Origin of the sequence: Allomesorhizobium aridi (assembly GCF_043769475.1) — a bacterium.
Taxonomy (GTDB): Bacteria; Pseudomonadota; Alphaproteobacteria; order Rhizobiales; family Rhizobiaceae; genus Allomesorhizobium.
On record NZ_CP171729.1, the window covers coordinates 3,668,564 to 3,690,258 of the forward strand.

Annotated in this window: 14 protein-coding genes and 1 pseudogene; 6 read left to right on the forward strand and 9 right to left on the reverse strand. The window is 62.7% G+C overall.

Going from position 1 to position 21,695, the window contains the following annotated elements:
- Nucleotides 1-132 precede the first annotated feature (132 nt).
- Both ACG873_RS20020 and ACG873_RS20025 read left to right on the forward strand, forming a co-directional pair.
- Nucleotides 133-1,344, forward strand: a complete 1,212-nt coding sequence (locus tag ACG873_RS20020) for an efflux RND transporter periplasmic adaptor subunit (RefSeq protein WP_394886999.1) — start codon at nucleotides 133-135, stop codon at nucleotides 1,342-1,344.
- Nucleotides 1,341-4,529, forward strand: coding sequence for an efflux RND transporter permease subunit (locus tag ACG873_RS20025; protein WP_394887001.1), 3,189 nt, complete (start codon nucleotides 1,341-1,343; stop codon nucleotides 4,527-4,529). Before ACG873_RS20020 ends, ACG873_RS20025 begins: the two co-directional genes overlap by 4 nt.
- 24 nt (nucleotides 4,530-4,553) lie before the next feature.
- On the opposite strand, the gene ACG873_RS20030 is transcribed toward ACG873_RS20025, so the two are convergent.
- The 9 genes from ACG873_RS20030 to selD all read right to left on the reverse strand — a co-directional run bounded on the left by ACG873_RS20030 (nucleotide 4,554) and on the right by selD (nucleotide 15,486).
- A complete protein-coding gene (locus ACG873_RS20030) occupies nucleotides 4,554-5,402 on the reverse strand; it encodes a DUF429 domain-containing protein (protein ID WP_394887003.1) in 849 nt (282 codons plus the stop codon).
- 60 nt (nucleotides 5,403-5,462) lie between these two features.
- Nucleotides 5,463-7,283 (reverse strand): ABC transporter ATP-binding protein, encoded by a 1,821-nt coding sequence (locus tag ACG873_RS20035; protein ID WP_394887005.1) that lies wholly within the window; start codon nucleotides 7,281-7,283, stop codon nucleotides 5,463-5,465.
- Nucleotides 7,284-7,294: 11 nt separating this feature from the next.
- Entirely contained in the window at nucleotides 7,295-8,146 is an 852-nt protein-coding gene (locus ACG873_RS20040; RefSeq protein WP_394887007.1) for a sulfite exporter TauE/SafE family protein, read from the reverse strand.
- A gap of 63 nt (nucleotides 8,147-8,209) precedes the next feature.
- A complete protein-coding gene (locus ACG873_RS20045) occupies nucleotides 8,210-10,012 on the reverse strand; it encodes a gamma-glutamyltransferase family protein (protein WP_394887009.1) in 1,803 nt (600 codons plus the stop codon).
- 24 nt (nucleotides 10,013-10,036) lie between these two features.
- On the reverse strand, nucleotides 10,037-10,897 hold the full coding sequence (locus ACG873_RS20050) for an ABC transporter permease (protein WP_394887010.1): 861 nt from the start codon (nucleotides 10,895-10,897) through the stop codon (nucleotides 10,037-10,039).
- On the reverse strand, nucleotides 10,894-11,841 hold the full coding sequence (locus ACG873_RS20055) for an ABC transporter permease (RefSeq protein ID WP_394887012.1): 948 nt from the start codon (nucleotides 11,839-11,841) through the stop codon (nucleotides 10,894-10,896). Before ACG873_RS20055 ends, ACG873_RS20050 begins: the two co-directional genes overlap by 4 nt.
- Nucleotides 11,842-11,910: 69 nt before the next feature.
- Nucleotides 11,911-13,413, reverse strand: coding sequence for an ABC transporter substrate-binding protein (locus ACG873_RS20060; RefSeq protein WP_394887014.1), 1,503 nt, complete (start codon nucleotides 13,411-13,413; stop codon nucleotides 11,911-11,913).
- Nucleotides 13,410-14,093: a FadR/GntR family transcriptional regulator gene (locus ACG873_RS20065; protein WP_394887016.1), complete on the reverse strand. Its 684-nt coding sequence runs from the start codon at nucleotides 14,091-14,093 to the stop codon at nucleotides 13,410-13,412. The genes ACG873_RS20060 and ACG873_RS20065 overlap by 4 nt, the downstream gene beginning before the upstream one ends.
- Nucleotides 14,094-14,409: 316 nt before the next feature.
- The gene (selD, locus tag ACG873_RS20070) at nucleotides 14,410-15,486 is read right to left on the reverse strand and encodes a selenide, water dikinase SelD (RefSeq protein ID WP_394887018.1); all 1,077 of its coding nucleotides are present in this window, start codon (nucleotides 15,484-15,486) and stop codon (nucleotides 14,410-14,412) included.
- A 446-nt stretch (nucleotides 15,487-15,932) separates the two neighbouring features.
- Here selD and fdnG point away from each other — a divergent pair.
- The 4 genes and pseudogenes from fdnG to fdhE all read left to right on the forward strand — a co-directional run bounded on the left by fdnG (nucleotide 15,933) and on the right by fdhE (nucleotide 21,689).
- Nucleotides 15,933-19,020, forward strand: a pseudogene (gene fdnG, locus ACG873_RS20075) (formate dehydrogenase-N subunit alpha).
- Between the two features lie 12 nt (nucleotides 19,021-19,032).
- Nucleotides 19,033-19,983, forward strand: coding sequence for a formate dehydrogenase subunit beta (gene fdxH / locus ACG873_RS20080; RefSeq protein ID WP_394887020.1), 951 nt, complete (start codon nucleotides 19,033-19,035; stop codon nucleotides 19,981-19,983).
- Nucleotides 19,970-20,665 (forward strand): formate dehydrogenase subunit gamma, encoded by a 696-nt coding sequence (locus ACG873_RS20085; protein WP_394887022.1) that lies wholly within the window; start codon nucleotides 19,970-19,972, stop codon nucleotides 20,663-20,665. Before fdxH ends, ACG873_RS20085 begins: the two co-directional genes overlap by 14 nt.
- A gap of 106 nt (nucleotides 20,666-20,771) precedes the next feature.
- On the forward strand, nucleotides 20,772-21,689 hold the full coding sequence (gene fdhE, locus ACG873_RS20090; protein ID WP_394887024.1) for a formate dehydrogenase accessory protein FdhE: 918 nt from the start codon (nucleotides 20,772-20,774) through the stop codon (nucleotides 21,687-21,689).
- Nucleotides 21,690-21,695 lie beyond the last annotated feature (6 nt).

Consider the following 21,695-nt stretch of genomic DNA (forward strand, 5'->3'; position numbering starts at 1 on the left):
CGGCGTCTCCAGACAAATGTCAGGAGTGGTGGCTTGTGGTGGTCACTTCAAAAAGATTGATTTGTGCGGTGCACACCCGCTACCTAGATGTTACGGACTTCGCATGAAGGAACCAATTACGAGGGGTACACGATGGTTCGAATTGCACGTATCCGCCACGATTCTCTGGCCGCCCCCTCCAGACGAACCGTTCTTTCAAAATGGTTAGCCGCCGCGGCGCTGGCTTTAGCGAGCTCATTTGCGCTGCCGGCCGCACAGGCGCAGGAAGCTCCTCCCGCTCCCGTCGTCACCGTCGCCAAGCCGCTGGTGCGCGACATAGTCGAGGATGACGAGTTCGTCGGCCGTTTCGAGGCCGTCGACGAGGTTTCGCTGCGTTCCCGCGTCGGCGGCTATCTCGACCAGGTCCACTTCCAGGACGGCACGCTGGTCAAGCAGGGCGATCTCCTGTTCACCATCGACCAGCGTCCTTTCAAGGCGGCGCTGAGCCAGGCGCAGGCGCAGGTCGATTCGGCCAAGACCCTGGTCGAATTCAGCAAGATGCAGTTCGAGCGCGCCGAGACCCTGTCGCGCGACGGCAACATCCCGGTTTCGACGCTGGACGACCGTCGCCGCGAACATCTTGCCGCCCAAGCGCAACTGGACGGCGCAGAGGCCGCACTTGCCAACGCCAGCCTCAATCTCGAATTCACCGAGATCAGGGCGCCATTTTCCGGCCGCGTCGATCGCCGGCTCGTCTCGCCCGGCAATCTGGTGCAGGCCGACCAGACCGTGCTGACCACCATCGTCTCGATCGACCCGATCGACTTCTATTTCGACATCGACGAGCGGGCCTACTTCGCTTATGCGCGCGATGCCCGCGAGCGCGGCGGTGTCATGCAGGAGGGCGCCGGCGGCATCGATGTGGTCGTCCGTGTCGCCGACCGCAGTGAAGCGGTGTTCAACGGCAAGCTCGACTTCGCCGAGAACCGCCTGGACGAGGCGACCGGCACGATGCGGGTCAGGGCGCGCTTCGACAACAAGGACGGCGTGCTACAGCCCGGCATGTTCGGACGCATCAACGTGCCCGGTTCGCTGCCGCATCCGGGCGTGCTTCTGCCGGACGATGCGATCGGTGCCGACCAGAACCGCCGCATCGTCTTCGTCGTCGACGAGGCAGGCCTGGTATCGGCCAAGCCTGTGCGCACCGGCCCGCGTATCGACGGCTATCGCGTCATTCGCGAGGGCCTCACCGGCGAAGAGACCGTGGTGGTGAACGGGTTGGTGCGAGTGCGGCCGGGCGTCACCGTCAAGCCCGAGATGACGACCTTGCCGCCCAAGGCGGAAACCGAAGAGCAGACGCAATGAATTTCGCCCATTTCTTCGTCAACCGCCCGATCTTCGCGGCGGTGCTGTCGATCGTGCTCCTGATCGTCGGCGGCATCGCCTACACGCAGCTTCCGGTCGCGCAATATCCCGAGATCGCGCCGCCGACCATCGTGGTGCGCGCCTCCTATCCGGGCGCCGACGCCGAAACCGTCGCTGCGACCGTGGCGACACCGATCGAACAGGAAATCAACGGCGTGGAGCACATGCTCTACATGTCGTCCTATTCCTCCGGCGAAGGGTCGATGTCGCTCACCATCACCTTCCGCCCGGGCACCGATCTCGACGCGGCGCAGGTGCTGGTCCAGAACCGCGTCTCGATCGCCGAAGCGCGCCTGCCGGAAGAGGTGCGCCGGCTCGGCATCACCACGGCGAAGAGCTCGCCCGACCTGATGATGGTCATCCATATGCTGTCGCCCGACGACACATACGACCAGCTCTACGTCTCCAACTATGCGCGCTCGCGGGTGCGCGACATCTTGTTGAGACTGGACGGCGTCGGCGACGTGCAGATCTTCGGCGAGCGCGAATATTCGCTGCGCGTCTGGCTCGACCCGGAAAAGCTGTCCGCCTACGGCATGACCGCAGGCGATGTGGTCCAGGCGCTGCGCGATCAGAACGTGCAGGTGTCCGGCGGCTCGATCGGCGCTCCGCCGATCGGCAACGGCTCTGCCTTCCAGTACACGGTCACCACGCAAGGGCGCTTCGAAGACGCGCGCGACTTCCGCTACGTCATCGTCAAATCGACCGAGGACGGCCGCCTGATCTCACTGCAGGACGTGGCGCGCATAGAACTCGGCGCGAAGGACTACGTCACCAATTCCTATCTGAACAACAAGGCCGCAGTGGCGCTCGGCATCTTCCAGCGGCCGGGCACCAATGCTTTGGCCTCGGCGGAAGAAATCCAGAACACCATCGCGGAGCTTTCGAAGGATTTCCCGAAGGGGCTCGCCTACGAGATCATCTACAATCCGACCGAGTTCATCGCCGAATCGATCAACGAGGTCTATGTCACCATCGCCGAGGCGATCCTGCTGGTGGTGATCGTCATCATCGTCTTCCTGCAGTCGTGGCGCATGGCGATCGTGCCGATCGTGGCGATACCGGTCTCGCTGATCGGAACGCTGGCCGTGCTGCTCGCCTTCGGCTTCTCGCTCAACATGCTCACTCTGTTCGGGCTGGTGCTGGCGGTCGGCATCGTCGTCGACGACGCCATCGTGGTGGTGGAAAATATCGAGCGCAACATCAGGCTGGGGCTCGCTCCGCGCGCTGCGGCGCACAAGACCATGGATGAGGTTGGAAACGCGGTCCTCGCCATCTCGCTGGTGCTGATCTCCGTCTTCGTTCCCGCGGCTTTCATCCCCGGGATCTCCGGCCAGTTCTACCTGCAGTTCGCCATTACCATCGCGGTCTCCACCGCGATTTCGGCGTTCAACTCGCTGACGCTCTCGCCGGCTCTCGCCGGCGTGCTGTTCAAGCCGCACAGCGAGCAGCATTCGAATTTCTTCCTGGCACGGTTCGGCCGCGCCCTGGCGAACGGGTTCAACAACGGGTTCGACAGGATGGCGGACGGCTATGCATGGCTGGTGCACAGGCTGGTCGGCACGACGCTGGCGCTCATCGCCATGCTGCTCGTCTTCGCGGCCCTGCTCTACGCGACCTATCACATGCTGCAGACGGTGCCGCGCGGCTTCATTCCGAACATGGACCAGGGCTATGCGATCGTCGTCGTGCAATTGCCGGAAGGCTCTTCGCTCGCGCGAACGGACGCGGTCATCCAGAAAGCGTCTGATGTCATCCGCGAGACTCCGGGTGTCGCCAACGCCGTGGCCTTTGCCGGCTTCAACGGTGCGACCTTTACCAACGCCAGCAATTCCGGCGTGATCTTTGCGCCGTTCAAGAGCTTCGAGGAGCGGCTCGAGAGCGGCGATACTTCCGACAAGATCATCGGCACGCTGTTCGGCAGCCTGCAGAGCATCCAGGAGGCCTTCATCATTGCGCTGCCGCCGCCGCCAGTGCGGGGCATCGGCAACTCCGGCGGCTTCAAGATGATGCTGCAGGAGCGCAACAGCGCCGACATGCGGCCGATCCTGGCGCTGGCTCAGGAAATCGCGGGCAAGGCCAACCAGACGCCCGGCCTGATGGGCGTCTTCACCACCTTCTCGGCCTCCAGCCCGCAGTTCTTCCTGGAGATCGACCGCGACAAGGCACGCATGCTGAACGTGCCGATCCCCAACATCTTCGAGACGCTGTCGATCAATCTCGGCACCGCCTATGTCAACGACTTCAACGCCTTCGGCCGCGTCTACCAGGTGCGGGCGCAGGCCGACCAGGCTTTCCGCATCGAGCGCGACGACATATTGAAGCTGAAAGTGCGCTCGGCGGCCGGCGACCTGGTGCCGCTCGGCACGCTGGTCGAGATCCGCGACGTCACCGGCCCGTCGCTCGTGCAGCGCTACAACATGTATGTCTCCGTGCCGCTGCAAGGCAATGCCGCGCCGGGCGTCGCCACGGGCACGGCGCTCGACCTGATGGAGGGGATCGCAAACGAAACGCTGCCGCAGGGCACATCCTTCGAATGGACTGAACTCGCCTTCCAGGAGCGGCAGACCGGCAACACGGCGGTCTTCATCTTCGGCCTGTCGACCCTGTTCGTCTTCTTGGCGCTCGCCGCGCTCTACGAAAGCTGGATCACGCCCTTCGCCATCGTGCTCATTGTCCCGCTCAGCGTGCTGGGCGCCATGCTGGGCGTCGCCTTCCGCGGGCTCGACAACAACATCCTCGTGCAGATCGGGCTGATCGTGCTCATCGGCCTGGCCGCGAAGAACGCGATCCTGATCGTCGAGTTCGCACGCCAGGGCGAGGAACGCGGCCTTGACGCCGTCGAAGCGGCCGTCGAGGCCTGCCGGCTGCGGCTGCGGCCGATCCTGATGACGGCCTTCGCCTTCATCCTGGGCGTGGTGCCGTTGGTGGTCGCCAGCGGGCCGGGCGCGGAAATGCGTCAGTCGCTGGGCACGGCCGTCTTCTCCGGCATGCTTGGCGTGACGCTGTTCGGCCTGTTGCTGACGCCCGTCTTCTACGTCGCCCTGCGCAGGACATTCCGGCGCAGGCGACCGGAAGCCGGTCCGGCCGGAGCCGAGCCGGTCCCGCAAGGGCCCGCGGAGTAGAAGCCAGGTTGGTTCGTGGTTGCATCAGGCGGGAACCAAACCAACGGGTTCCCGCCGAAGCGATGGATCCGCAATCCATCCTTCGAGCGGATCAAGTGATTTCGGCGCGCCGTATCGCTCGCTTCGCATCGTCCAAGCCCAGGCCGCCTGGATCGCGCAGAGAAGAGCATCCAATTGGTCGCCGGTCGGGTCGTCCGCCAGGCTGCGCGGAGCCTTGACCGTCACCGCATGGCAGCGTTCCAACCTGCCATCCAATATCGATGCCAGCAGCCGATGGCGCGTTTCGAACTGCGATTGCGTCTGTTTACCGGGACTGTCGTTCTTATAGCTGGTTCGAGAAATCAATTGCCTGGCCAACGCGCCAGGATAGGCCTCCACGACGATCCGTTCCGGGTCGCCCTGCCGAAGGCCGGGAATTGTGACGCCAGCCTCCACCAGCCGCCGTGCACCCTCGAAGAACATCAGCCCCACCGGAACTCCATGGAGCTTCTGCGGGCTGATCGACGATGCCGCGATGTCGGTCTTGCGGCGATGTTCCTTGTCGCCGAAAGGCCGCGCCGCGCTGTAGTTCTTCAACGTCGCGCAAAACTCGGCACGGCCGAGTGAGCCTGCCAGGGCTGCATAGTCGGCCCAGTTGCCCGACCAACCGATATTCTCGATGAACTTTCGGGACTGTCCGAACGGGAAGTCGATGCCGGCGATCCACGGCCCCGGCGTTTGAAGGGCGCGCTCAAGCAGGTCGAAACTCGCCCATTCCTCGAGGTCGCCAGCCTCCAGCACTCCGTCCTCGAACGTGCAATAAAGGCAGGTGAGCGGCTTCCGCCGGCACGGGCTGGACGTGAAGTCGATTCCCAATACCTTCAAATCGCTCACCTCTCCGCCTCGTGCCGAGGGACATCCGATCTGACAATGGCAACATTGTCATCCCCTAGATCAGGCCCATTCGGCACCCCACTCCTGCACCATATGGTTCGGGCCAATTTGCCTGAATGGCCGCACCGGAGCCTGGTAGTCGATCGCGCGGATCGGACTCTTCAGTTCTTCGTTGGCCAGCCGGCGCTTGGTGTCGCGATGGGTGGGATCGGGGATGGGCACGGCCGAAAGCAGCCGTTTGGTGTAGGGATGCTGCGGATTGCCGAAGACGCTGGCGCGCGAGCCGATCTCGACGATTTCGCCGAGATACATCACCGCGACGCGATGGCTGATCCGCTCCACCACGGCAATGTCATGGGAAATGAACAGGAACGCCAGCTTCAGCCGTTCCTGCAGATCGAGCATCAGATTGATTATCTGCGCCTTGATGGACACATCGAGCGCTGAAACGGCTTCGTCGGCCACGATCAGGTCCGGTCCCAGCGACAAGGCGCGCGCGATGCAGATGCGCTGGCGCTGGCCGCCGGAAAACTCGTGCGGGAAGCGATCATAGACGTCGGCGCCGAGGCCGACCTCCCTCAAAAGCTCGCCGACGCGTTCGCGTGCGCGCCTGGGCGTTTCAGTGGCGTGTGCGATCATCGGCTCGGCTATGCTTTCACCGATGCGCATGCGCGGATTGAGGCTCGCAAAGGGATCCTGAAAAATCATCTGCATTCGCCGGCGCATATGGCGGAAGGACGGCTTGTCGATCTGCAGGATGTCCTGCCCGGCCAGCCGAATGGAGCCGCTGGTCGGCTCCGTCAGGCGTACGATCGAGCGGCCTGTGGTCGACTTGCCGCAGCCGGATTCGCCGACGAGCGCCAGCGTTTCGCCGGGCTGGATGGCGAAAGAGATGTTTTCGATGGCATGGACGCGGCCGGTCAGCCCGCGCAAGGCGCCTTTGCGGATATCAAAATATTTGGTGAGGTTCTTCACCTCGAGAATGGGGCGGGCGTTATCGACGGAATCGATACCTGGCGCAGGCTCCGTCGCGATACCGGTCACCTGGTCCACGATGGGAAAGCGCAAGGGGCGCGACTTTCCCGTCATGGAACCGAGCTTGGGCACCGCCGAAAGCAGGGAACGTGTGTAGGCGTGTTCAGGGCGGGCGAAAATGTCCGTGGTGTCTCCACTTTCGACGATTTCCCCCCGCAACATGACAATGGTTCGATCGGCGATCTCGGCCACCACGCCCATGTCGTGGGTGATGAAGAGCACCGCCATGCCCTCCTCGTCCTGCAAGTCGCGGATGAGTTCGAGGATCTGTGCCTGGATGGTGACATCGAGCGCTGTCGTCGGCTCGTCGGCGATCAGGAGCTTGGGTTTGCAGGCAAGCGCCATGGCGATCATCACGCGCTGGCGCATGCCTCCGGAAAGGCGGTGCGGAAAATCGTTGAAGCGCGATTTCGCGGAGGGAATGCGCACGCGCTCGAGCAGCCGGATCACCTCCGCTTCGGCTTCAGTCCGGCTCATGTTGCGGTGGCACATCAGCGCTTCGGCGATCTGGAAGCCGATCGTCAGGCTCGGATTGAGGCTGGTCATCGGCTCCTGGAAGATCATGGCGATCTCGTTGCCGCGAATTTTTCGCATCTCCTTCTCGCCGATATCGAGCAGAGACTTGCCGGCGAGCGAGACTTTGCCCTCGACGCGGCTGTTGCCTTCCGGCAGCAGGCGCATGATCGAAAGCGCCGTCATGCTCTTGCCCGAACCAGACTCGCCGACGATCGCGACGGTGCTTTTCGGGGCGACGTCGAAGGAGATATCGCGAATGACGGGCGTCCATATGTTGTTGTTGTGGAACGACGTGCGCAGCTTCGTGACGGACAGGATGGGTGGCGTCATGGGACCATCTCTCACGTAAGCACGCTGACGAGGAAGCGCAGGCAGACCAGAAGCAGGAATATGCCGAAGGCGACTTCCAGGCGCGACCTGGACAGGGAATGCGCAAGCCTCACGCCGACCGGCGCGGCCAGAACACTGGTCGGGATGAAAAGAATGACGCCGAGCAGCGAGACATAGCCGATACTCATGGGCGGCTGCAGGGCAACGACATCCGGAAACTGCGCGGCGCGCGGCCAGCCGGCATAGATGTATCCCAAGGCGCCGGGAATGGAGATCAGGATGCCCAGCCCCGACGAGGTCGCAACCGCCTGATGGATCGGACGGCCGTAAAAGGTCATGAACAGGTTCGACAACTGGCCGCCGCCGATCCCCATAAGCGACGACAGGACGCCGATGATGAAGCCGATCGCCCGCATGAACCAGCCTGACGGGACGTCATCCGCGATGCGCCAGCGTTCGTTGCCGAAAAGCAGCCTGATTGCCGAGACGCCGGCGACAACGATGAACACGATCTTGAACAGGTCGGCGGGAGCGTAGCGCGCGATCAGGCTGCCCAGCATCACACCCGCAACCACGGGGACGGCCCACTGCTTCAGGATAGTCATGTCGACAATGCCCTTGGCACGGTGCGCGTAGAAGGAGCGCAGCGAGGTCGGGATGATGATGGCCAGCGACGTACCTATCGACAGCGGCATTCTCACTTCTTCCGGCACCTCCATGAAGCGGAACAGTTCATAGAGGATCGGCACGGCCACGGCGCCGCCGCCAACGCCGAACAGGCCGGCGAGAAGGCCCGTTATGGCCCCTGCCGCGACCAGGCCGATGATCAGCCACGACAGTTCGAAAAGAGGAATGCCAAACATGGATTAAACTTTCAGGCGGAGGTCGAAGACATTCTGGGCTGGGGGCCAGGGATAATCCCGGCACTACCGGCCTATCGCATAGGCCTGCATCAGGCGCGGAGTGGCGGCGGCGTGCAGGATCCCGTCCGGATCGCGCTCCGCCGCGGTCAGGCGGCCGACCGACCATTGCGGAACGATCTCCACATCGTGACCGCGCTGCTTCAGCGCATCGATGACGGATTGGCCGAAGCTTTCCTCGACGACCAGCCGTCCCGGAATGGCTTCGCGCGGGTAGAACGACGAGGGGAAATGCATGGTGTGGAAGAGCGGGAGGTCGATGCCTTCCTGGAGGTTCAGGCCGTGATGGACGCGGCGCAGGAACAGCGCCAGTTGCCATTGGTCCTGCTGGTCGCCGCCGGGCGTCCCGAAAACCATGCGCGGCTTGCCGTCGAACAGCGCCAGCGATGGCGTCAGTGTTGTGCGCGGGCGCTTGCGCGGCGCCATGCTGGTGGGCAGTCCCGGCTCGAGCCAGAACATCTGGGCGCGCGTGTTCAGCGCGAAACCCAGCTCGGGAACCACTGGCGAGGACTGCAGCCATCCGCCCGAAGGCGTGGCCGAGATCATGTTGCCCCAGCGGTCGATGACGTCGATGTGGACGGTATCGCCGCGCTTTTCCGTGCGAAGGTGGGCCATTGTCGGCTCGCCCGCGCCGGGCGCCGCATCGCCGCTCGCGCCGGCGTAGCGGACCTGCGACAGAGCCTTCTGGCGCTGCGCCTCGTAGCCGGGCACCGTTCCCGGCGCGAGTTTGAACGATGCTCGCGACCCTATCAGTTCGCGACGCCGCGTCGCGTAGGCTTCGGAAAGCAGCGTGTCCATCGGAACGTCGACAAAATCCGGGTCGCCGTAATAGACCTCGCGGTCCGCGAAAGCGAGCTTCATGGCTTCCGTTACGGTATGGATGAATTCCACGCCATCCGGCTTCATTGCGGCGATATCGAAGTCCTTCAGGAGGGAAAGCGTCTGCAGGAAGACAGGCCCCTGCCCCCACGGGCCGGTCTTGGCGACAGTCCAGCCGTGGTAGTCGTATGTCAGCGGCGCTTCATATGTCGCGCTCCAGCGCGCCATGTCGTCGCCGGTCAGAAGGCCCCTGTGGCGGCGGCCGCTCGTGTCCATCGCCTCGGTGTTGCGGCAAAAACGGTCGATCGCCTCGGCAACGAAACCGCGATAGAAGGCGTCGCGCGCTTTTTCGATGGTGGCCTCGCGGTTGCCGCCGGCGTTTTCGGCTTCGGCGACGATGCGTTCGTAGGTATCGGCCAAGACCGGATTGCGAAACAGCTTCCTGGCTTCCGGCGCTTGGCCGCCCGGCAGCCAGGTCGCCGAGGATGTCGGCCATTCCCTGGCGAAAAACTCGGCATTGTCCTTGATGGTGTTGGCGACGCGCGGCAGCAGCGGGTGCCCGTGGCGGGCGTAGTGGATTGCAGACTCCATCACGTCGCGCAGCTTCATGCTGCCATGATCGCGCAACAGCACCATCCAGGCATCGAACGCGCCCGGAACGACCGTCGCCAGAAGGCCCGATCCCGGAACGAGATCGAGGCCGAGCGCGGTATAGGCTTCAAGCGTTGCGGCTTGCGGCGTCACGCCCTGCCCGCACAGCACTTCGGTTTTCCCGGTGCGCGCCGAATGCAGGATGATGGGCACCTCGCCGGATGGGCCCACGAGGTGCGGCTCCACGACCTGCAGGACGAAACCGGCGGCGGCCGCCGCATCGAAGGCATTGCCGCCGCGCTCCAGCATCGCCATTCCGGCCGCCGAAGCGAGCCAGTGCGTGGAGGTCACGACACCGAAGGTGCCCAGTATTTCCGGCCTGGTCGTAAACATTGGCAAACTGCTCTTTCTGTCTTGGGAATGTCAGTATTCGCGCGGATCGATCGCGTCGCGCAGGCCGTCGCCCAGAAGGTTGAAGCCGAGAACCACGAGGAAGATCGCTGTACCGGGCCACAACGACATCCATGGCGCCTGCGAGATGAAGTTCTTCGCCGTGTTCAGCATCGAGCCCCAGGAGGGGTTGGGAGGCTGCTGCCCAAGTCCGAGGAAGGAAAGGCTCGCTTCGGCAATGACGGCGGCGGCGATGGTGAGCGTGGCCTGCACGATGATCGGCGGAACGGAATTGGGCAGGATGTAGTGCAGGATGATGCGCGGATGGCGCAAGCCGATCACTTGCGCAGCCTCGACATACTCCTCCGATTTGATCGACAGAACCTGTCCGCGGGTCAGCCGCGCGAAGATCGGCGCGGCCGAAAGGCCGATGGCGATCATGGCATTGGTCAGGCTCGCCCCGAGAAAGGCGGCCAGCGAGATCGCCAGGATGAGGAATGGAATGGCGAGCATGGCATCGATCAGGCGCGAAATGACGCTGTCGATCCAGCCGCCGAAATATCCCGCGAGGAGCCCGAACGGCACGCCGACGATGACCGCGATCGCCACGGAGATGCCGCCTGCCGTAAGCGAGGCGCGTGCGCCATACACCATGCGCGAGAAGATATCGCGGCCGAGCTCGTCCGTGCCCAGCCAGAATTGGGCCGACGGCGGCTTGCGCACATTGATGAAGTTTGTCTGGAACGGATCATAGGGCGCGATCAGCGGTGCAAAGATCGCGATCAGCACGAACACACCGACAATGACGGCGCCCGCAACAGCCGCGTGGTTCTTGGCGAATTTGGCGAGTTGGCGGCCGAGAGGGCTCTTTTGCACATGCGCGACGGCGGTCATGCTGCATCCCTCAGACGCGGGTTGACGACGATGTAGAGAAGATCGGCGACCAGGTTCATCAGGATGAAGCCGACGGCGGTGCACAGCACCACCCCCTGAACCACCGCATAATCGCGGGTGAAGACGGCATCGACGATGAGCTTGCCGAAGCCCGGGATGGTGAATATCTGCTCGGTCAGAACCGCGCCGGCCAGCAACTCGCCAAACAGCAGCGTCGACAGTGTGATGATCGGCACCAGCGCGTTTTTCAGCGCATGGCGCAGGATGACCGTCTTTTCGCTCAGGCCCTTTGCACGCGCGGTCCTGACATAATCGGAGCGCAACACGCCGAGCATGGCCGAACGTGTGTGGCGCATCAGGACGCCCGCAAGCCCCGTTCCCAGGACGAAGGCCGGCATGACCATGGTGCGCAAGTTCTGGCCGATATTCTCAAAGGGCGAGGTGTAGCCGGAGGCCGGGAGCAACTGCCATTGCACCGACACCAGCAGGATGAGCATGATGCCGAGCCAGAAGTTGGGGATCGAAAGTCCCGACAGGGCAACCACATTGATGCCGTAGTCGACCGCCGTGCCCTTGCGTATTGCCGAGATGATGCCGGCGGGAACGCCAATCAGGAAGGCGACAATCATGGCGAAGGCCGCCAGTTGGATCGTGACCGGCAGCTTTTGAACAATGAGGCCGAGCACCGGTTGTTCCGTGCGAAGCGAAATGCCGAGATCGCCGCGAAGGATCTGACCGAGCCAAGCCACGTACTGGACCGGGATGGGATCGTTGAGGCGGTACTTTTCCTGCAGATAAGCGATCGTCGCCGGATCACGGTCCTCGCCGGCCATCGTCAGGATGGGGTCGCCGGGCAGCAGTTTCTGCATGCCGAAAACCAGCATCGAGACGATCAGCAGCGTAGGCAGGACGACGACGCATCGCCGGAAAACGATCTCGATCATTGGAACAGCACTTCAAAATTGGAGAGGTGGAGCGGCCACCGAGAATGGCCGCTCTATGGAGGCCAAGGATCAGCCCTCGGACGAAACGCCGCGCAGCCGGATCATGCCGTCCGGATAGGCGGTGAAGCCCTTCACATTGGCGCGGGCGGCAAACGGCCAGGGCTGATAGTAGAGATAGACGATCGGCAATTCCTCCTGGATGATTTCCTGGACCTGATCGTAGAGCGCCTTGCGCTTGACCGGATCGGTCACGCTCCTGGCCTCGTCGAGCAGTGCGTCGACCTTTTCGTTGCAGTAATGCGCATCGTTCAGATTGCCTTCGCAACTGACGAACTGATGGATGTTTCCATCCGGATCGGCGCGGCCCGACCATCCGCTCTGGCCTGCCTCGAAGTCGCTTTCCTTCAAGGCCGCCTGCAGGGCGGCGAACTCCGTCGGCCGGAGCGAAATGTCGAACCCGGCCTCGGAGGACATCGCCTGGATCAGCTCATAGACCTGCTGGGAAGCGGTGTTGTTGCCGAAAGCGATTTCGAGCTTCACACGCTCGACGCCGGCTTCGGCCAGCAGCGACTTTGCCTTGGCGACATCACGCTGCGCGCCTTCGAACTTCTTGTCATAGGCGAAGCTGGTCGGCGGAAACGGCTGGTATGCCGGCTGGAAAATGCCTTGGCCGACCACCTCGTTGATCACGTTGCGGTCGATCGACAGTTCGAACGCCTGACGAATGCGCTCGTCATGGCCGATGGGGAACGTGTCCTTGTCGCCCTTCTTCAGATTGAAGGTCAGGGCTTGATAGCCGGTTCCGGTGACGGGATGGAAGGCGAGGTTCGCGTCGGCCTTCACCGTTTCCACGTCTGCCGGCGCGATGCGCTCGACGATATCGAGATCGCCGGCGCGCAGATTGGCTAGCCGCACCGTAGAGTCCGGAATCGGGATGAAGGTGATCTTGTCATAGTTGAAGTTGGCCGCATCCCAATGGTCCGCGAACTTCTCCAGAACGATGCGGTCGTTCTGGATGCGCTCGACGAATTTGTACGGTCCCGAGCAGACCGGGTTCTGGCCGAAGTCGCCGGTTTCGAATGCTTTCGGCGACAGGATCATGCCGGCCCTGTCGGCAAGCTGCGAGAGCAGCGAGGCGTCGGGGCTAACGAGGTGGACCGCGACAGTCGTTGCGTCGACCGCCTCGACCGTGTCGATGGAGGCGACCTCACTCTTGCGCAGCGATTCCGGCAGCGTTTTGGCGCGTTCAATATTGGCCTTCACGGCAGCGGCGTCGATCGTGGCGCCGTCGTGGAACTTGGCGTCTTCGCGCAACTTGATGGTCAGCGTCTTCCCGTCATCGGACCATGCCCATTCCTTCGCCAGTTGCGGCTGGATTTCCAGCTTGGCGTTGATGTCGAAAAGCTTGTCGCACATCGAGGTGAAGACGATGCGCCCGACGAAAGTGCGGGCGCGATGCGGGTCGAGAACGTCGGCGTCGTCTTGCAAGCCGATACGCAAATCGGCGGCAAGGGCGGACGAGGCCGATACCAGAGCGGTGGCCACCAACAACAATTGCTTTATACGGTTCATTTCATTCCCTCTGTGGCTAAGGCTTTTGCTTCCGTGATTGCAGGATCATGAAGGCGTTCTTCGTCGGCAATCGGCACACTTGCCGCCTGCATGGCCTCGACAAGTGCGCTGCGCAGCGAAATCAGATGCTGGCGCATTGCAGCTTCGGCTTCCGATGGATGCAGGCGGCGGATCGCATCGATCACGGCCTCGTGCTGCTGGACGGACAGAGTGGTGCGCCCGACCGAGCGGACGCGCTCGCGAAAGTGCCGCCACGCGTCGTTCTGCCGGATCTGGTCGATCATGCCCATGAACAGGATGAAAAGCTGATTTCCGGCCGCCTCGGCGATTTTCCGGTGAAAGGCGCCGTCCCACAGCTCCCATGAATCCGTATCGGCGGCTTCCCGCGCCTTGGCCGCAAGGCGCTCGAGCTGCTGGATAAGGGCGGGCGTGCTCTTGGTCGCGGCGAGCCGGGCCAGGACAGGCTCGATCTCGATACGCACTTCCATGACCTCGAGCGGATTGGTGAAGTCGGCAAGATTGTCGACGCGAAGCGTCTTCGAGACCTGCTGGGAGCCGCCAAAGGTGCCCTTGCCCTGCTGGCGCCAGATCAGCCCCTCGTCCTCAAGAACTTCGAGGGCGCGCCGCAGCGCCCTGCGCCCGACGCCGATTTCCGCCGCCAACTCGCGCTCGGGCGGCAAGCGCAACTCTCCGCCGGAAGGGACCGAGCTCAACAAAACGCGCAACCGCTCAAGGGCATAACCCGAATTTACAGTTGGCTTAACGCGCTGCGACATCAGAACCCGATAGGTGATCAATTCTACGAATGGTTCGCTTCTGCCAGCGACGCGCTTTCAGAAATCGAGGCATTTTGGCCGGAAATTTCAAGATAGCTGTCCCAAAAGGCCCAGGTGAACCTATTTAGTCGAGATTAGCCGCGCAACCAATTTCTTCAATGGTTCATCTATTTTGCTTTTCTCGGATTCGCCATCACTCGGGCGCGCCGGTTTAACGGCGTCATGCCTGGACCGTTATGGATGGCAGGCCGGGCTCCACATGGCCCACCGGTCGGACTGACGGATAGCCATCCGCGACAATCTTCTCGACCAGCGCCGCTGCGCTGTTGCGTTCGCAGGCAATCAGCAACCCGCCCGAAGTCTGCGGATCGGTGAGAAGATGGCGGCGCCATTCCGGCATGTCCGGAGGCAGCACCACCGCTTCGCCATAGCTCGCCCAGTTGCGCCGCGATGCGCCGGTGACATAGCCATCACGAGCAAGCGAAGCTGCTTCGGAAAAGAGAGGTACATCGGAATCCCGGATGACGAGAGCGCTGCCGGAACCTCGCGCCATTTCAAGCGCATGTCCGAGCAGGCCGAAGCCGGTCACATCGGTGATCGCATGGACGTTAGGGTCTTGCGCGAGCTCCGATCCGATCTGGTTAAGAAGTGTCGTCGATGCGATCATCTCGGCGTAGCCGCTCTCGGGGAGCGCCTCTTTCTTGATGGCGGCGGAATAGATGCCGACACCGAGCGCTTTCGTCAGAATCAAGGCGTCTCCCGGCCTCGCGCCCGAATTGCGCCGGACATCTTCCGGCCGGCACGTGCCGATCACCGCCAAGCCATAGATCGGCTCCGGTGAATCGATCGAGTGGCCGCCGGCGACAGGGATGCCGGCCGTGGCGCAGATGGCTTTGCCGCCCCTCAGGATCTCGCGGACCATATCGGTGGGAATCTTGTCGAGAGGCATGCCGAGGATTGCCAGCGCCATGATCGGCCGGCCGCCCATCGCATAGACGTCCGAGATCGCGTTCGTCGCCGCGATCCGGCCGAAGTCATACGGGTCGTCCACCATGGGCATGAAGAAATCGGTGGTTGCGATGACGCAGGTGTCTTCGTCAAGCTGCCAGACGGCGGCGTCGTCGCCGGTCTCCGTGCCGACAAGAAGCTGCCGGAAAGAATTGGCTTCTACCTGATCCGCTAGAAGTTGCTGAAGCACGGACGGCGCCAGCTTGCAGCCGCAGCCGCCGCCATGGGCGAGGCTGGTCAGGCGCACGGCGGGCGCGTCGGCGATTTCGATCGAAAGGGCGATTGCCATGGTTCAGGGCTCCTTGGAATGCCGAATGACAACCCGCGTGGAGGCTGACGCCTGCCACGTGTTGTCGCGAGTAGCCGGAATGAAGAAAACACCGGTGACGGCTGGCTGTGCGAATCTGTCTTTGGCGACACGATGGGGAAGATGAAGGGCGAGACGTACGCTCAGCGATGGAGCGCGTGACATCGCCTCCATAGGTCGTCGCTCGAAAAGCGCCCCGGCACGCGGGAGCCGTTTCCAACACCACGCCTCACTGTAGGACGACCTTTTGGCGAGCGTCAATCGGACCGCCACACCAGGAGATCCGTCATTGTACGCAATGCTCAAACACGGCCTTTGCTGCCGCCGCACGCATCCGTTGTTTGACATTGATTTGATTCGGTTCGAAAATGGCTTCGTACTCTTGGTTCGGGATGTCCTCCGGGGCATCGGCTTCGGGAGGAAATTCAATGACTATCGAACTCTCGCGACGCGCGTTCCTGCAGACCGCAGGCGCGGGTCTCGCCGGCACAACGCTCGGGGCCTTCGGCTTCGGCGATATCGAGGCCGCGCATGCGGCGGCGATACGGCCCTTCAAGCTCGTCAACACGACCGAGACGCGCAACACCTGCCCGTACTGCTCGGTTGCTTGCGGCGTGATCCTGTATTCGAAGGGCGACCTCAGGAAGGGCGAACAGGCCGAGATCACCCACATCGAGGGCGATACCGATCACCCGACCAACCGCGGCACCTTGTGCCCCAAAGGTTCGGCCCTGCTCGGCTTCGTCAAGGCTCCAACCCGCCTTCAGCAGCCGATGATCCGCAAGCCGGGATCCGACAAGTTCGAGCCGATCTCCTTGGGAAGATGCACTCGACCGCATCGCCCGCCTGATGAAGGATGACCGGGACAAGAATTTCGTCGCGACCAACAATGACGGCGTGACGGTAAACCGGTGGATCACGACAGGCTTCCTCGCCGCGTCGGCGACGACAAACGAAACCGCGTTCGAGACCTACAAGGTGGTCCGCAGCACGGGAATGCTGGTGTTCGACAACCAGGCGCGTGTCTGACACGGCCCGACGGTGGCGAGTCTCGCCCCAACATTCGGCCGTGGAGCAATGACGAATTCCTGGACGGACATCAAGAACACGGATCTCGTCGTCATCATGGGCGGCAATGCCGCCGAGGCGCACCCGTGCGGCTTCAAATGGGTCACCGAAGCCAAAGCAAACCGTGGCGCCAAGCTCATCGTCATCGACCCGCGCTTTACGCGCTCGGCTTCGGTGTCGGATGTCTACGCGCCGATCCGCCAAGGAACGGACATCGCTTTCCTGCTCGGCCTGATCAACTACTGCATTCAGAACGACAAGGTGCAGCGGGACTACGTCAAGGCGTTCACCAACGCAGCCTATGTCGTCAAGGAGGGTTTTGCATACCAGGACGGCCTGTTCACCGGTTATGACGAGGCCAAACGCGACTACGACAAGTCGACCTGGGACTACGATATCGGCGCGGACGGTTTTGCCGTCGTCGACGATACCTTGCAGAACCCGCGCTGTGTCTGGAACCTGCTCAAGAACCACGTCTCCGTCTACACACCGGAGATGGTCGAGCGCATCTGCGGCACGCCGAAGGAAAAATTCCTGAAGGTGGCCGGGATGATCGCGGAATGCTCGTCGCCTGAAAAGGCGATGACCTCGATGTACGCGCTCGGCTGGACGCAGCACTCGAAGGGTTCGCAGAACATCCGCGCCATGGCGATGCTGCAGCTGATCCTGGGCAATATCGGCATTCGCGGCGGTGGCATGAACGCGCTGCGCGGCCACTCCAATATCCAGGGGCTGACCGATATAGGGCTTATGTCGAACCTGCTGCCCGGCTATCTGACGATACCGACGCAGAAGGAGCCGGACCTGGCTTCCTACATGTCGACCCGCGGCTTCAAGCCGCTCCGGCCGAACCAGATGAGCTACTGGCAGAACTACAGGAAGTTCTTCGTTAGCTTCCAGAAGTCGATGTGGGGGCAGGCCGCGACGGTCGAGAACGACTTCGCCTATGATTACCTGCCGAAGCTCGACCTGCCAGGCTACGACGTGCTGCGCGCTTTCGACATGATGCACCAGGGCAAGATGAACGGGTACTTCTGCCAGGGATTCAACCCGCTGCAGTCGTTCCCCAACAAACAGAAGATCACCGCCTCGCTTTCCAAGCTGAAGTTCCTGGTCGTCATGGATCCGCTTGCGACCGAGACGGCGCGGTTCTGGGAAAACCATGGCGCGCACAACGACGTCGATCCTTCGGCGATCCAGACCGAGGTCATCGAACTGCCGTCGACGTGCTTCGCCGAGGACGACGGCTCGCTCGTCAATTCAAGCCGTTGGCTGCAGTGGCATTGGGCGGGCGGCACGCCGCCCGGCGAGGCCAAGCGCGACACCTGGATCATGGCGCAGATCCATCTGCGTCTGAAGGAACTCTATCGCACGGAAGGCGGCGCGTTCGCCGATCCGATCCTCAATCTCCAATGGCCTTATGCCGATCCAGGCGATCCGAAAGCCGAGGAAATCGCTCAGGAGCTTAATGGCCGCGCGCTCGCCAGAGTGACGGACACGGCCGATCCGACAAAAGTGCTGGCGGAGGCCGGAAAATTGCTGCCGGGCTTTGCCGCGCTTCGCGACGACGGCTCGACCGCCTGCGGCTGCTGGATTTATTCCGGCTGCTTCACCGAGGACGGCAACAATATGGCCCGGCGGGATACGATAGACCCGGACGAGGTCGGCATGTATCCGAAATGGGCGTTCTCGTGGCCTGCCAACCGCCGCATCCTCTACAACAGGGCTTCGGCGAATCTGGCGGGGAAGGCTTGGGATCCGACTCGCAAGGTGATCGAATGGGATGGTGCGAAATGGTCGGGCTACGACATCCCGGACATCGTGCCGACGGCGAAACCCGATCAGGTCGGCCCGTTCATCATGAACCCGGAAGGCGTGTCGCGCCTCTTCGTTCGGGGCATGATGCGCGACGGGCCGTTCCCGGCACATTATGAGCCGTTCGAATCGCCAATCGCCAATCCGGTCGCGCCCAATGTCATCGGTAATCCGGCGGCAAGGGTGTTCGAGGGCGATTTGGCGCAGTTCGCCGAGGCTGGTTCTCCGGAATTCCCGTATGCCGCGACCTCCTACCGCTTGACCGAGCATTTCCACTTCTGGACCAAGCATGTGGTCGTAAATTCCGTGATGCAGCCGGAGTTCTTCGTGGAAATCTCGGAACAGCTTGCGTCGGAAAAGGGCATCGCCAAGGGCGGCTGGGTGCGCGTCTGGTCGAAGCGCGGTTCGGTCACCGCGAAAGCCATGGTGACCAAACGCATCAGGCCGCTGACCTGCGACGGCAAGACGGTCCATATCGTCGGCATCCCGCTGCATTGGGGCTTCACCGGCGCGGCGAAAAAGGGCTTTGGCCCCAACATGCTGACGCCTTATGTCGGCGACGCCAACATCGAGACGCCGGAGTACAAGGCGTTCCTCGTCAACATCGAGCCCGCACCTGGGCCGGTGGCATAGGGAGGCGAGAAGATGTTTCCTCCAATCCCAAATCCTTCGACGACGGACACGGCGCCGCGTTTCTCCGAGAAGGACCTCATCCGCCGATCGGCATCGACTGTCCCCGCGCCGGCGCAGCAGCAGACTGAAGTCGCCAAGCTCATCGACGTTTCGAAATGCATAGGCTGCAAGGCATGCCAGACGGCCTGCATCGAGTGGAACGACACGCATGAGGAGGTCGGCGTCTTCGCCGGCGTCTTCGAGAATCCGCCCGACCTGACGCCGGACATGTTCACGCTGATGCGCTTCAGCGAGTGGGAAAATCCGGAGACAAACGAACTCGAATGGCTGATCCGCAAGGACGGCTGCATGCATTGCGCGGATCCGGGCTGCCTCAAGGCCTGCCCGGCGCCGGGCGCGATCGTTCAGTACTCGAATGGCATCGTCGATTTCGTCCACGAGAACTGCATCGGCTGCGGCTACTGCATCAAGGGCTGCCCCTTCAACATCCCGCGCATCTCGCGCGTCGACAACACGGCCTACAAATGCACGCTATGCTCGGACCGCGTTGCGGTAGGCCAGGGGCCGGCCTGCGCCAAGGCATGCCCGACACAGGCGATCGTCTTCGGCACGAAAGACGAGATGAAACAGCACGCCGAAGGCCGGATCGAGGACCTGAAATCGCGCGGCTATGCCAATGCCGGCCTCTACGACCCGCCCGGCGTTGGCGGGACGCATGTGATGTACGTGCTGCATCACGCCGACCAGCCGGAACTCTATTCCGGCCTGCCGAGGGAGCCGAGGATCAGCCCGCTGGTGGAGGCGTGGAAGGGCATCACCAAATATGCAGGCCTGACCGTGCTTGGCGTCGCGGCCGGCGTCGGCGTCCTGCATCATCTGATCATGGGGCCGAACAGGGTCACGGAAGACGACGAGGAGCACGCCGAAGAGCTGACGGAAGGTGACGGCCATGGCCGCGTATGATGTCGGACCGAGCGAGAAAGTTCACCCCGGCAGGCCCGTTGTGGTGGACCGGTACACGGTGGGCGCGCGCATCAATCACTGGATCACCGCGGCGAGCCTGATCCTGCTCGCCTTGTCCGGGCTGGCGCTGTTCCACCCGAGCCTGTTCTTCCTGTCCGGCCTGTTCGGTGGCGGTCAGTTCACGCGCTTCATCCATCCCTGGATCGGCGTCCTGCTCTTCTTCAGCTTCTTCGGACTGTTTCTTCGCTTCTGGAAGGCCAATCTCTGGAAACGCGAGGACGGGACATGGCTTGCCCGCTTTCGCGACGTGCTGGCCAATCACGAGGAGAACGTCCCCGAGGTTGGCAAGTACAATGCGGGCCAGAAGTTCGTATTCTGGGCGATGTCCGTCCTGATCGTGATCCTGATCTCCAGCGGATTGGTTGTCTGGGATCAGTATTTCTCCGAGTTCACGACGGTCGAACAGAAGCGAATAGCCATTCTTGTGCATTCCATTGCAGCCGTCGCGATCATCGGCGTGTGGATCATCCACTTCTATTCCGCGATCTGGGTACGCGGTACGATCCCCGCGATGATCCGCGGCTCGGTAACCGGAGGCTGGGCCTGGCGGCATCATCGCAAATGGTTGCGGGAACTTGTTACGAAATCGGGCGGAAGGTCGGGATCGAAGCCCGCCGAATAGAGCGGGCGCCAGCGGGATGACTTTCGATCGCGCCGCCCTAAGTACCGCTTTGATCCAGGCGCTGGACAGGCGCAACCACGTGGCCCGTGCGGTTCGTGAGGTTTGAATGCCAAGACAGATCAGTCCAGCCGGTTCCGACCCTACCGCTATCGGCGAAGTTTCGGCGCCACCCTTCGCTCGATTGCCCGACCCGTCGCTTCTGTTCGCCCGCCGCGCGCAACGGCTCGCCGGGCTGGCTGAAGGACATCAACTCGGCGCCTATCTTCGCTTCCTTGCCGCCGTGAGCAACGCCCAGCACCATATCCAGGACGGATTGCCCGATCCTGAAGCCCCGGACATCGACGCACGCGAGCGAGCACGCTCTTTCGGCATGCCGCCGCTTGACCGCAACAAACCCGCGGCTGCGGCGCTTTCCGAAACGCTCGAACGCCTGGTCATTGCGGCATCGACAATCGACAAGCCGGAAGCGGCAACGGGGGCTCTCGACCGGCTGAAACAGGCCGGGCCTTCCGAACGCGACGGCATGGTGCGCAACGTGCTCGCCGATGCGATCCCTATGGAAGCTCTGGCCGAGCACGTCTATGTCGCGGCCGCGCTGCAGGTTCACTTCACCCGCCTTGCCGGCTGCCTCGATGCCGCCGCGCTGGTTCCCGTTGGCGATGGAGCATGCCCTGTCTGCGGCGGGCCTCCGGTATCCTCGATGATCGTCGGCTGGCATGGCGCCCACGGATCGCGGTTTTGCGCCTGCTCGCTCTGCGGAACATTGTGGAACTACGTGCGCATCAAATGCACCCTGTGCGGTTCGACCAAGGGGATAGGCTATCAGGAAATCGAAGGCGGTCCGGGCACGGTGAAGGCCGAAACCTGCAAGGCATGCGGCTGCTACGTCAAGATCCTGCATCAGCACAAGGATCCGGCGCTCGACCCGGTCGCCGACGATGTCGCAACGCTCGGCCTCGACCTGCTCGTGCGCGAAGGCGGCTATCGGCGCGGATCGTTCAATCCGTTCCTGATAGGCTATTGAGGATGC